At 74.0% G+C, this 12,296-nt stretch carries 9 protein-coding genes; 5 read left to right on the forward strand and 4 right to left on the reverse strand.

What is annotated here, in order from left to right; genetic code table 11:
• Positions 1–4: 4 nt before the first annotated feature.
• The 3 genes from ACH5AR_RS33540 to ACH5AR_RS33550 form a co-directional block, all read right to left on the reverse strand.
• Positions 5–823, reverse strand: coding sequence for a BTAD domain-containing putative transcriptional regulator (locus tag ACH5AR_RS33540; protein ID WP_396305310.1), 819 nt, complete (start codon positions 821–823; stop codon positions 5–7).
• A gap of 300 nt (positions 824–1,123) precedes the next feature.
• The gene (locus tag ACH5AR_RS33545; RefSeq protein WP_396305311.1) at positions 1,124–2,830 is read right to left on the reverse strand and encodes a serine/threonine-protein kinase; all 1,707 of its coding nucleotides are present in this window, start codon (positions 2,828–2,830) and stop codon (positions 1,124–1,126) included.
• Positions 2,831–2,942: 112 nt separating this feature from the next.
• Positions 2,943–4,193, reverse strand: coding sequence for a Rieske 2Fe-2S domain-containing protein (locus tag ACH5AR_RS33550; protein WP_396305312.1), 1,251 nt, complete (start codon positions 4,191–4,193; stop codon positions 2,943–2,945).
• Positions 4,194–4,787: 594 nt separating this feature from the next.
• Between ACH5AR_RS33550 and ACH5AR_RS33555 the strand changes: the two genes are divergently transcribed.
• The 5 genes from ACH5AR_RS33555 (at position 4,788) to ACH5AR_RS33575 (ending at position 10,526) form a co-directional block, all read left to right on the forward strand.
• Positions 4,788–5,624: an NmrA family transcriptional regulator gene (locus ACH5AR_RS33555; protein ID WP_396303455.1), complete on the forward strand. Its 837-nt coding sequence runs from the start codon at positions 4,788–4,790 to the stop codon at positions 5,622–5,624.
• Between the two features lie 83 nt (positions 5,625–5,707).
• Positions 5,708–6,355 (forward strand): hemerythrin domain-containing protein, encoded by a 648-nt coding sequence (locus ACH5AR_RS33560; RefSeq protein ID WP_396305313.1) that lies wholly within the window; start codon positions 5,708–5,710, stop codon positions 6,353–6,355.
• A gap of 371 nt (positions 6,356–6,726) precedes the next feature.
• Positions 6,727–7,242: a DUF1772 domain-containing protein gene (locus ACH5AR_RS33565; RefSeq protein WP_396305314.1), complete on the forward strand. Its 516-nt coding sequence runs from the start codon at positions 6,727–6,729 to the stop codon at positions 7,240–7,242.
• A gap of 340 nt (positions 7,243–7,582) precedes the next feature.
• Positions 7,583–7,954 carry a hypothetical protein gene (locus tag ACH5AR_RS33570; RefSeq protein WP_396305315.1) on the forward strand — a complete coding sequence of 124 codons (372 nt, stop codon included), beginning with the start codon at positions 7,583–7,585 and terminating at the stop codon, positions 7,952–7,954.
• Between the two features lie 178 nt (positions 7,955–8,132).
• Positions 8,133–10,526: a lamin tail domain-containing protein gene (locus ACH5AR_RS33575; RefSeq protein WP_396305316.1), complete on the forward strand. Its 2,394-nt coding sequence runs from the start codon at positions 8,133–8,135 to the stop codon at positions 10,524–10,526.
• 79 nt (positions 10,527–10,605) lie between these two features.
• Here the strand turns inward: ACH5AR_RS33575 and ACH5AR_RS33580 are convergent, their stop codons facing one another.
• Positions 10,606–11,937, reverse strand: coding sequence for a M64 family metallopeptidase (locus tag ACH5AR_RS33580; RefSeq protein WP_396305317.1), 1,332 nt, complete (start codon positions 11,935–11,937; stop codon positions 10,606–10,608).
• Positions 11,938–12,296 lie beyond the last annotated feature (359 nt).

Consider the following 12,296-nt stretch of genomic DNA (forward strand, 5'->3'; position numbering starts at 1 on the left):
GGACTCAGGCCGAGTACAGGTTGTAGGTGGTCGGGTGGGCCGTGGTGGGCGTGTTGAGGGTCGGGTCCAGGGTGAGGATCGCGTGCTGGAGGTGCTGGAGGTGCGGGGACGGCTGGATGCCGAGCTCGGTGGTCAGCCGGTGCCGCAGGTGGTGGTAGGTGGTCAGGGCGCTGGTCTGCCGGCCGGCCCGGTAGAGCGCCACCATGGCCTGGGCGTGCAGGCCCTCGTGGTGCGGGTGCTGGTGGGTCAGGTGGGTGAGCTCGGGGATCAGCTCGTTGTGCCGGCCGAGCCGCAGGTCGGTGTCGATGCGGCGCTCCAGGGTGACCAGCCGGCTCTCCTCCAGGCGCATGATCTCGATGGTGAGGATCGGCCCGGGCCGGACGTCGACCAGGGCGGGGCCGTGCCAGAGCGCCAGGGCCTGGCGGAAGTGGGTGGCGGCCTGGTGGTCCTGGCCGTGGTTGAAGGCGTGCTGGCCCTGGGTGGTCAGCAGGTTGTAGGTGTGGACGTCCAGGTTGTCCGGGTGGGTGGTCAGCTGGTAGCCGCCGTGCCGGGTGGTGAGGATGTCCTTGGCGGTGGTGTGCGGGGTCGGCCCGAGGGCCTGGGTGATCCGGCGCCGCAGCTGCAGGATGTACGTCTGCATCGTGGTGAGCGCCTGTCTCGGGGGGTCGTCGCCCCAGATCTCCTCGATCAGGGTGGCCGTGGGCAGGATCCGGTTCGGGTAGAGCGCGAGGAGCGCGAGGATCTGGCGCTGCTTGGCGGCGGTGGGGACGACGGAGATGCCGTTGAGGTCGGCGGTGAGGGGGCCGAGGACTCTGAGGTGCATGGCGGTTCTCCTCTCGTGCGTGGGACGGGATGCGGGGAGTCGTGGACTGCCCGGCCCGCTGGACGGGGGCGCTGCGCGGCGGGGGGACGGCGACCGTGCCGATGCGCAAAGGTGTTCGAGTCAGGGGGATGGGTGGGGTGGATGCGTCGCACCCTAGTTGCGGCACCGGGCACCGGCCGGATTCCTCGAGCGCCCGTCGAGCGGGGTTCCGGGCGCTCTGGTGGGGGCTTCCGGGCAGCCGGAAGCGGCGGGGCGCCACCCCGGGCCTCCGGGCGCCGCCCCGCCGTACGGAGGCCGGTGCTACTTCCTGCGCAGGTCGCCCGAGAAGCCGCCGATCAGCAGGTGCAGGCTGCCGTCCGGGTTGCGGGTGTACACCTGGTCGTACGGGACGGCGGTGCAACCGCTGAGCACGGCCATCGGGGCGGTGCGCAGGACCACCCGGTCGGCGGTGGCCTGGACGAGGTTGGCGGTCGCGTCGCAGTAGCGGGTGCCGGCCCCGTTGTTGTTGTGGATCTGCGCGACCGGGTCGTTGGCCCGGCCCTGGGCGATGGTGATCGAGAAGTCCGCTTTGACGAAGGACTGTTGACTGCCCAGGGTGCCCTGCCAGGAGCCGAGGAAGGCGGCCGGGATCTCGCCGCCGGACGCGGGGGAGCCGGAGGTCGGGGTGCCGGAGGTCGGGGCGCCGGAGGCCGAGGCGGGCGCGCCGGTGCGCGTGTCCGGCTCGGGGGCGGTGGCCCCGCGCCCGCGGGTGGCCAGGAACACGGCGGTGCCGGCGACGGCGGCGGCCAGCACGGCGGCGGCCAGCAGGGCGGCCGGTCCGGCCCGTCGGCGCCGGGCCGGCTGCGGCGGGTACGGGTGCCCGGGCCGGTACGGCGGGGGCGGGGAGAAGGGGGTCGGCGTCCCGGGGGCGGGACCGCCGGGGGAGGGTCTGCCCGGTGGCGCTCCGGTCGGTGGCGCCGGGGTCGGTGACGGGGTCGGTGCTGTACCCGGGAGGGGCGGCGCGGCGGGCCACGGCTCGGCGGGGCCGAACTGTCCGGTGGGGCCGAACTGCCCGGCGGGGCCGAACTGCCCGCCGGCGGTGACGGGTTGGCCCGGGGAGTCGCCGTCCAGGTCCAGTAGCTCGACCGCCAGCGCGGCCAGCGCGGCGGCCACCGCGGGCGGCAGCCAGTCCCGCCGCTCCAGCCGGCCGGCCGCCGCCGGGTCGGCGGCCGTGAGGCGCTCGCTCAGCTGCGCCGGGGTGGGCCGGCGGGCCGGGTCCTTGGCCAGGCAGGCCGCCACCAGGGCGTGCAACTCCCGGTCGGGTATGTCGAGTTCGGGCTCCTCGTGGAGCACCCGGTAGATCAGCACGGCGGCGCTCACCCCCGAGCCGAACGGTGCGGTACCGGTGGCCGCGTGGGCGAGGACGGCGCCCAGCGAGAAGACGTCCGAGGCGGGGCCGGCGCCACGGCCGTCGGCCTGCTCGGGGGAGAGGTAGCCGGGGGAGCCGACCACGAAGCCGGAGCGGGTCAGCGCGGTCGCGGCGTCCAGCGCCCGGGTGATGCCGAAGTCGATCAGGCGCGGGCCGTCCAGCGCCAGCAGCACGTTCGAGGGCTTGACGTCCCGGTGCACCAGGCCTTGGGCGTGCACGGCCCGCAGGGCCTCGGCGAGCCCCACCCCGAGCGAGCGGACGGCGGCGACGGGCAGCGGGCCGAAGTCCCGTACCGCGGCGCCCAGCGAGGGCCCGGCGACGTACCCGGTGGCCACCCAGGGCTGGGCGCCCTCGGTGTCCGCGTCCAGCACCGGGGCCGTCCAGCGGCCGCCGACCTGCCGGGCGGCGGCCACCTCGTTGCGGAACCGCACCCGGAACTCCCGGTCCGCCGCGTACTGCTCGTGCACCAGCTTGACCGCCACCGTGCGGCCGCCCGCCGTCCGGCCCAGGTAGACCCGGCCCATCCCGCCCGCACCGAGCCTCCGCAGCAGGCGGTACTCGCCCACCTGCCGCGGATCCCCGTCCTCCAGCGCCTCCACGCCGACTCTCCCCTCGCCGCGCCCGCCCGTACTCCACGCCAGACGGTACCGCCGGGAGGTCCGGTTCCGGTTCGGGGGTGCGCAGGCGCGGCGGTGGGAGCCGCCCGGGGGGTCAGCCGCGGGAGGCCTCGCGGGGCACCGTACCGGCGGGGTCGGGGCCGTTCGCGCCGGCGTCCTGCCCGTCGGCGCCGCTCCCGTTGGTGGCGCTCCCGTTCGCGGCGGGCCCGTGCTGGCCGTGCCCGTTCGCGGCGGGTCCGTGCGGGTCGTGCCCGTGGGCGCCGCTGCCGTTCCGGTCGGCGAGCGCGGCCCGCCCGGGCAGCTGCGCCTGGTGGTCCGGCGGATAGAACTGCCGGGCCCAGTGCCGCATCGCGCCGATCGGCCCGTCGCCCGGGGCGAGCCGGGGCGGGGAGACGTACCGCTTGGTGGACCAGATCGGGAAGTCCGCCGAGGTGAACTCGAGGTTGCGCTTGAACATGGGCCCCGCGAGCAGCCGGGTGAGCGCGCGGCTGACCGTCCGGGCGACGGCCGGCGGCAGGCCGGAGGGCTCCGACATCACGAAGCGGCCCGCCTGCCGCAGCTGCATCCGGCCGGGGGCGACCTGGGTGGCCATCACCAGCGAGCAGATCTCCAGGCCGAGCGAGGGCGTGTGCACGTCGGTGTGCAGGGCGGTGAGGCCGTACCCGTCCACCTCGACGCGCACCTCGCGCTTCCCGACCAGCGGGAAGGTCTCCCGGACGAGCATCGAGATGTGGAAGGAGGTGCCGTCGAACTCCACCGGTGCCGCCAACTCGCCCTCCGGCCAACCGTGCAGGGTGATGAAGTGGCCGAGGTCGAAGGAGTTCTCCATGACGTCCTGGGCGTGGCCCGGCATCTCGAAGGAGGCGTACCGCAGCGGCTGCCGCCCGTCGCCGATCCGGTGCCAGGCGGGGATCTCCCAGTCCGGCTCCCGGCCGTCGTGGTGGCGCCAGACGAAGACGGACTCGTTCACCTCGCGCACCGGCAGCGGCGTCAGCGCCGCCTTGGGCGGTGTGGTGCCGTACCCCGTGCGCACGCAGCGGCCCTCGGCGTCGAAGGCGAAGCGGTGGAAGGGGCAGACCAGGTCGTCGCCCTCGACCGAGGCCAGGCCGAGGTGGGCGCCCAGGTGCGGGCAGTACGGGCGGATCGCGCGGAGGCGGCCGTTGCGCAGCCGGTACAGCACCACGTCCTCGCCCGCGAGCCGGCGGGTGAGGACGGTGCCGGGCCTGAGCTCGGCGGAGAAGGCGAGTGCGGACCAGCCGTCGGGGTAGGGCAGCGCCGGTGGCAGGGCGACGTCGGCCGCGGTCGGGCGGTTGCTGACGGGGTGGACGTGCTTGGACACGCGCATGAAGTCTCCTGTCGGTCTGCCCGGCGCCGCCCCTCCCAGGCGATTAGCGCTCGAACAGAATGGATTTCCGATGCTATCCAGGGAATGTGAGCACGTGCACGGACAATCTCCCTAATCAGCAACAAGTCTGATGATCAGTCATGTGAATGGGTTCAGATATTCGAGAGGTTCCGCCCGCTGTCCGGCCCGGTGGCCGGGGCGCCGCCGTGTCCGCCGGCGGGCCTTCGCGGGGTGGACGCCGCAGGGTGTCTCCGGGGCGGCCCGGCCGCCCCGCGCGGTGGTGCCCGCGCGCGGTCGAGAGGGGGTCGAGAGGTGCTGGAAAGCGCTTTCGAGCGGAGGTGGGGTGTGTTGTGGTGGGTGGCGGGGTGCCCCGGCCGCGGGGGCGGACGGCCGTCGACGGGCGGAGCGCCGCTGGTCGGTGCTCGCACCGGTGACGTAGACGCTCGCGCATGGAACTGAGAGCGGCGGCTATGGATCGCCCGGCCAGGGGGGATTTGAATGGTGGCACGACGATGAACCGATCGGGCGCAACCGGCGCCGTCGAAGGATCGGTCTCCGGTGATTGCTCCGAGTCTTGGAATGAGGGTGTGTGTGATGGCTGGTGTGGTGGATCTCGCGGTCGAGTCCGGTGTCGTGCTGGTGGTCGGGGGGACGGGGAAGACGGGGCGCCGGGTGGCGGACCGGCTGGTGGCGCGGGGTTACGAGGTGCGGGTGGGTTCGCGTTCGGGTGCGGTGCCGTTCGACTGGCACGACGAGGGGACGTGGGAGGCGGCGCTGGAGGGTGTGAGTGCGGCGTACCTGACGTACTACCCGGATCTGGCGTTCCCGGGGGCGGTGGAGGCGGTGGGGGCGTTCTCGCGGTTGGCGGCGCGGCGGGGGGTGGGCCGGCTGGTGCTGCTGTCGGGGCGTGGTGAGGAGGCGGCGGAGGCGGGGGAGAAGGCGGTGATGGAGTCGGGGGCTGCGTGGACGGTGGTGCGGTGCGCGTGGTTCAACCAGAACTTCAGTGAGTCGTTCTTCCTGGAGCCGGTGCTGGCGGGGGAGTTGGCGTTGCCGGTGGGTGGTGCGGTGGAGCCGTTCGTGGACGCGGAGGACATCGCGGACGTGGCGGTGGCGGCGTTGACGGAGGCGGGGCACGCGGGGGAGGTGTACGAGCTGACGGGGCCGCGGTTGCTGTCGTTCGCGGATGTGGCGGTGGAGTTGTCGGCGGCGACGGGGCGTGAGGTGCGGTTCGAGGCGGTGTCGCAGGAGGCGTACCGGGCGGTGCTGGAGGAGGCGGGGCTGCCGGCGGACTTCGCGGAGCTGTTCTCGGTGATCCTGGACGGCCGCAACGCGTCGTTGGGGGACGGGGTGCGGCGGGCGTTGGGCCGTGAGCCGCGGGACTTCGCCGACTACGCCCGTGAGGCCGCCGCCTCGGGCGTGTGGAACGCGTGAGCCGACCCGTCCGGGGCGGCTCCGACAGCCCGGTCACGGCCGGGCGCTGGTAGGGAATCGAAACGGACTCTGGAGGTCTGGTCATGACGGACGGCACGACGGTCTGGTCGACGGAGCAGGGGCTGCGCGCCCTGCCCGAGCAGCTCAAGGGCTTCGGCCTGATGCACGTCGCGATGCGCCGGGACGCGGCACGGCTGACCGCCGCGGCGCGCCGCGGTGCGGCGGGCTCCTCCGCGCCGCTCGCGGAGTGGTTCGGGCGGCTGCGGGCGGTGATCGACTGGCACCACCACAGCGAGGACGAGATCCTCTGGCCGTACCTGCGTGGCCGGGTCGCGGGCTTCGACGGCAGCGGGGTCCTGGAGGAGGACCACGAGGCGCTGGACGCCTCGATGCGCCGGGTCGCCGGGGTGCTCGGCTCCGGGCTGCCGGCCGAACTCCCGGAGGCGGCCGACGCGTTCGAGAGCCTGGTGCGCGAGCACCTGCGGCACGAGGAGCCGGTGGTCTTCCCCGCGCTGGCCGGCCTGTCGGTGGACGAGTACCTGCGGGTCGAGCGCCGGATCATCGGCAGCGCGCCGACCCAGGTGATGACCTACCTCCAGCCGTGGATGTTCGACGGCGCGGACGCGGCCTCGGTCCGGGCGGTCTCGGCGACCATCCCGGCCCCGGTGCGGCTGCTCGGGCGGACGGTCCTGGACCGGCGGTACCGGCGTGGGCTGGCCGCGGTGCTCTGAGCCGCCGGTGCGGGCCGCGGCCCGGGCACTTCGGCGGGCCCGGTGCCGCGGGGCGGGCCCGTGCACCGGTCGGCGGGACTGCGCACCGGTCGGTGGGCCTGTGCACCGGTCGGTGGGCCTGTGCACCGGTGGACGGGCCCGGCACCGGACGGCGCCGCATGTGCCCCGCCGGCCACCGGGGTTCCGGTTGTCGCGGTTCTGTTGCGCCGCCCGCAGCACGGTGGGCGGTGTCGGGTGTTCCACGTTCGTCGGCGCCGCAGCCCGCGGAGCCGGAATACTGAGAGGGTCCTGGGATGCGTTCGGATCAGACCGCGGTTCCGTTGTCGTACGCGGCGCCGTCGGCCGTCGGTGGTGTGGGGGTGGGGAGTTCGGTGCAGGCCGTCGGACAGAGCAAGGCCGCGGGTCCGCTGCTGGTGGGTGCCACCGTGGCGATGGGCCTGATGGCGGGGCTGTTCTTCGCCTTCGACGTGTCGGTGATGCCGGGCCTGGCGGCCGGGGACGACGCGACGTACGTGACGGCGATGCAGCACATCAACAAGTCGATCGAGAACGGGCTGTTCGGTCTGGTCTTCGTCGGCGCCTTCGCGGCGACCGGCCTCGCGGCGTGGCTGCTGCACAAGGCCGGCCGGCGGCAGGCGGCGCTGTGGGCGGGCCTGGCGACGGCGCTGTACGTGGTGGCGCTGATCGTCACCATGGGCGTCAACATCCCGCTCAACAACGAGCTGGCCGCCGCCGGGGACGCCGCGCAGATCCACGACCTCGCCGCCGTGCGGGCCAAGTTCGCGGACAGCTGGGTGCCGGTGAACATGCTCCGTACCGCGCTGTGCACCGGCGGTCTGCTCGCGCTGACCCGCTCCCTGGTGCTGAACGGCCGCGGCGGGCGCTGAGCAGCGGGGCCCGTCCGTCCCGCGCACCACCGCCGGTGCCCGTCCGCCTCGCGCGGGCGGGCACCGGCGCGTCCGGGGCCGTGGAGCCGCCCCGCCCCGCTGCGGGGCCGTCCGACCGACCGGGTGCGCTGGGGCGTGCGCCGGTGCGCCGGTCCGGTGCGTTCGCCCAAATCGCTTGGTGAGACTCCGAGTTGGCGAAGCCGCCCTCTGTGGTGGAGCATAGGCCGGGCCCGGTCTGTTGCGGTGCGCTTGCGCCGCGGCCGAGCACCGTACGGCTGCTGGGGAGGAGGCGGTTCCGGTGGCTCCGGTGGAACGTCCGTTTCTCGTCCGGGGAAGGGCGGTGCCCCTGGCCAGATACCTGGCGGAGGAGGACATCGCGGGCCTGGTGGCCTGCTCGTGCATCGGGAACGAAGTCTGCATCGACCTCGCGGACACCAGGATCCTGGTGACCCTCGTCGACATCGCGGACGTGCTGCGGCTCAACTTCCACATGGTCCAGGACGGCCCGGCCAAGCCCCGCTCGTGGTCGCGCCGGCTGCCCGTCGGCACCGGCCCTGGCGGGATCGCGTCCCGGATAGCGCTGGACGTGCGGACCCTGGAGCGCGAACTGGCGCCACTGCGGCGGCGCCCGCCGCGGCCCGCCCCGGCGCCGTCACGGCCGGTCGCGTCACGCCCGGCCGCGTCGTGCCACGGTCCGGAGGTGGGGCCGTAGCGGAGGCGATCCTCCCACTTGCCGTGCGCGGGAACGTTCTTCCGCCGTACGTCTGGCCGTTGCCTGATCCGACCGGTAGGGATCTGGTGGCGCTGCTAGAACCGCAGCGCCCGACTTTTCCCATCCGTGGTCTCGACCGCCGGGCCACGCGCCCGGGCGGTGGTCAGGAGTCAGCCTCATGCGGAGCACCCCGAACCCCCGGAACCCGAGGACACCGCGCGTCCGACGCCGAACGGCCGCGGCGGTCTCCGCCGCGGCCGTGGTGGCGGCCCTGGTCGCCCTGCCCGGCGGCGTGGCGCAGGCCGCCTCGCCCGACATCGTGATCAGCCAGGTGTACGGCGGGGGCGGCAACTCCGGTGCCCCGTACGCCAACGACTTCGTCGAGCTCTACAACCGCGGCACCGCGCCGGTGTCCGTCACCGGCTGGACGGTGCAGTACGCCTCGGCCGCCGGGTCGAGCTGGTCGCGGACCACCCTCTCCGGGACGATCGCGCCCGGCCACTACTTCCTCGTCCAGGAGGCCGCCGGGACGGGGGCGGGCAGCGCCCTGCCGGCGGCGGACGCCACCGGTACGATCGCCATGTCCGCGACCTCCGGGAAGGTCGCCCTCGTCACCAACGGCACCGCGCTGACCTGTTCCTCGGGGTGCGCGGGCCAGTCCGGGGTGAGGGACCTGGTCGGCTACGGCACCGGCGCGAGCTCCGCCGAGGGCTCGCCGACCGGCAACCTGTCGAACAGCACCGCCGCCCTGCGCGCGGGCGGCGGCGCCACCGACACCGACAACAACGCGACGGACTTCGTGACCGGCGCTCCCGTGCCGCGCAACTCCGCCTCCACCGGCGGCGGAACCCCCACGGGCACCCGGATCCACGACATCCAGGGCGCCGCCCGTACCTCCCCGCTGGCCGGCGGCGCCGTCAGCGCGGTGCCCGGTGTGGTGACGGCCGTCGGCCCCAACGGCTTCTGGTACCAGGACCCGCAGCCCGACAACGACCCCGCCACCAGCGAGGGCGTCTACGTCTACACGGCCGGCGCGCCCTCGGTGGCGGTCGGCGACTCCGTCACGGTGAGCGCCACCGTCACCCAGTACCGCCCGGGCGGCACGGGCGGTACCACCAACCTGTCGATCACCGAACTGACCGCCCCCACCGTCACGGTGGTCGCCCACAACGTGCCGCTGCCCGCCGCCACCGTGGTCGGCCAGGGCGGGCGGATACCCCCGTCCGCAGTGATCTCCAGCGTCACCTCCGGCGACGTCGAGACCGCCGGGAACTTCCAACCGGCCACCGACGGCCTGGACTTCTGGGAGTCCCTGGAGGGCATGCGGGTCGAGATCGACAACGCGGCCGTGGTCGGCCCGACCAACAAGTACGGCGAACTGCCCGTCGTCCCGCCGGGCAGCGGCACCCGCACCAGCCGGGGCGGCATCCTGCTCCAGGCGAACGACGGCAACCCGGAGCGGGTCGTCCTCGGCAAGGCGCTCGCGCCCACCCCGACGGCCAACGTCGGCGACACCCTGACCGGCGCCACCGTCGGTGTGCTCGACTACGCCTTCGGCAACTTCACCCTCCAGGTCACCTCGACGCCGACGGTCACCCCGGGCGGGACCGCCCCGGAGACCACCGCCGCGCCGACGGCCGGCCAGCTCGCCGTGGCCACCTTCAACGTGGAGAACCTCGCCCCGTCCGACCCGCAGAGCAAGTTCGACGGCCTCGCGGCGGGCATCGTCACCAACCTGCGCGCCCCCGACCTGGTCGCCCTGGAGGAGATCCAGGACAACAGCGGCGCCACCGACGACGGCACGGTCAGCGCGACCCAGACCCTGGCCAAGCTCACCGCCGCCATCACCGCGGCCGGCGGCCCCGCCTACTCCTACCGCGAGATCGACCCGGTGGACGGCCAGGACGGCGGGCAGCCCGGCGGCAACATCCGCCAGGTGTTCCTGTTCCGCACCGACCGCGGCCTGTCCTTCACCGACCGCCCCGGCGCCGGCTCCACCACCGCCGACTCGGTCGTGAACGCGGGCGGCACACCGCAGCTCGCCTACTCGCCCGGGCGGATCGACCCGACCAACCCGGCCTTCTCCTCCAGCCGCAAGCCGCTGGCCGGCGAGTTCCGCTGGAACGGCAAGCCGGTCTTCGTGATCGCCAACCACTTCAACTCCAAGGGCGGCGACCAGCCCCTGTTCGGCCGCTACCAGCAGCCGGCCCGCCCCTCGGAGAGCCAGCGGCACGACCAGGCGACCGTGGTGAAGAACTTCACCGACCAGATCCTCGCCGTGGACCCGAACGCCTCGGTCGTCGTGCTCGGGGACCTCAACGACTTCGAGTTCTCCCAGACGGCGGACATCCTCACCGCCGGCGGCTCGCTCGTGGACCTCCCGCGCACCCTGCCGCTGCCCGAGCGCTACACCTACGTGTACCAGGGCAACTCCCAGGTGCTGGACCACATCCTAATCTCCGGCGCGCTGGCGGCCACCTCGTACAGCTACGACATCGTGCACATCAACAGCGAGTTCAGCACCCAGCTCAGCGACCACGACCCCCAGGTCGTGCGCCTCCCGCTCCCGTAGCCCCACCGGCGGCGCCGGCCTCCCCCTGCCACCCACGGCCCGGAGAGGCCGGCGCCGCCCGGGCGCCGGAGGGGGGTGGCTAGCGCGTCACCGTCCAGGACAGGGTGGCGGTCAGCTCCGGGCGCAGTGCCGGGTCCGCGACGGCCGGGGTCGGGTCGGTGGCGACGGCGGTGAGCAGGTGCGGCCGGGAGGGCGGGCCGGTCAGCTTGAGTTCGGTCAGGTCCAGTGCGGTGCGGTCGGCGAGGCGGGGCAGCGGGCGGCCGTCCAGGTACCAGTGCAGCCGGGTGCCGGGCACCGGTAGCTCGACGGTGAGGCGGTCCGCGGCGGTGAGGCGGCTGCCCGCCGGGGTGGGGCTGGTGAGCGGCGTGGCGTGGCGGTAGAAGCCCGCGATCATGGCCTCGCGCCCGGGCAGGTTGAACTCCCGCCCGAGCGAGCGCATGATCGAGTTCTCGGTCGGCCGGTAGAGCCCGGCCGGGTAGTAGCCGCCGCCCTCGTATGCGCCGACCGTCCCGCCGTCCGGCGAGGCCTGGCCCAGCCAGCGCGACCACTTGGTGCCCTGCCGGCGCATCCGGTCGGCGGTCAGGGTGCTGATGTTGGCCTCGGCGGGCTCCGCGCCCTGGTACGTCCCCTGGCCGTCGTACACGTACTCGTCGGCCAGCTTGCCCAGCGAGTGCCCGGTCTCGTGCACCGCGATCTGCCCGGACCGCGCGTTGCCGCCCGCCACGGTGGCGATCCCCTCGTAGCCGAGCGGGGACTTGACGTCGTTGTAGCCCGCGCCACCGTACTTCGCGCTGTTGGCCACCACCAGCACCAGGTCCGCCTGCGGGGCCTTCGCGGCGTAGGACTCGACGGCCTTCTCGTCCACGCAGAGCAGCCGCTCCACGCCGTCGCACCAGAAGTACGAGCCCAGCGCGGTGTGCCGCACCGTCGCCTGGTCCGGATCCCCGGTCACCCCGGACTCGGGGGACACGGCGGACACGGCCCAGACGTTGAACAGCGCGCGGTACGTGGCGTAGGGCTCGACGGAGGTCACCTCGCGCCACTTCCGGGCCGCGTCCGCACGGAACTTCTCCTGCTCCTGCGCGGTGTAGCCGTCGCCGATGACCACCACGTCCAGCTTCGTGGCCGGCTCCCCGTTGCGCACCAGAGGCGTCACCTCGCCGTCGCCCCGCGCCGGTGCCACGCCCTGGGCGACGCGGTCGGCGAGGTACGGGGAGGCGGCCGGGGCCTGGGCGCGGGAGATGCCGCCGTCCTCGGCGAACACCTCCACCTGACGCGTCATCGGCCGGTCGTCGGCCGGACGGGCCCGGGCGGGGGCCGCCCCCAGGGCGGTGGCGGCGAGTGTGGCGACCAGCAGGGCGGTGGCGGTCCTGGTCCTGGTCCTGGTGCTCGTTGTGGTGGTGCGGCGCACGGGCGTCCTCCCGGGGAGCGGTCTTGTGGCCTGCCCCTTCCCATGGCGGGAACCTGACAACCCTACGGAGGGGTCGCGCGGGTCGTACGGGAAGCGCGAGGAGCCGGAAGCACCTGAGGGTGCCCGGCTCATTCGCGTGGTGCGTGTTCGCTTTTCGGAAGTGCGCAGAAGGGCCCGGGTTTCCGGCTCGGTTGCACGGTCGTGGGGGGAGGTGTTTCCGATCCCGGGTTTTCGAAATGCGTCGAATTGGTGGTTGGTGGTTGGTGGTTGGTGGGTGGGGGGTGGTGTTAGGGGAAGATGTTGTGGCCGGGGGTGAGGGTGTGGGTGGGGTCGTAGGTGTTTTTGGCGTTGGTGAGGGT

This window comes from Kitasatospora sp. NPDC018619 (assembly GCF_044391605.1).
In the GTDB taxonomy this organism is placed as follows: Bacteria; Actinomycetota; Actinomycetes; order Streptomycetales; family Streptomycetaceae; genus Kitasatospora.

Bases quoted from the DNA above. Each gene is read 5' to 3' on its own strand.
- ACH5AR_RS33540 (WP_396305310.1), bottom strand. From the start codon at position 823: ATGCACCTCAGAGTCCTCGGCCCCCTCACCGCCGACCTCAACGGCATC.
- ACH5AR_RS33550 (WP_396305312.1), bottom strand. From the start codon at position 4,193: ATGCGCGTGTCCAAGCACGTCCACCCCGTCAGCAACCGCCCGACCGCG.
- ACH5AR_RS33555 (WP_396303455.1), top strand. From the start codon at position 4,788: ATGGCTGGTGTGGTGGATCTCGCGGTCGAGTCCGGTGTCGTGCTGGTG.
- ACH5AR_RS33560 (WP_396305313.1), top strand. From the start codon at position 5,708: ATGACGGACGGCACGACGGTCTGGTCGACGGAGCAGGGGCTGCGCGCC.
- ACH5AR_RS33575 (WP_396305316.1), top strand. From the start codon at position 8,133: ATGCGGAGCACCCCGAACCCCCGGAACCCGAGGACACCGCGCGTCCGA.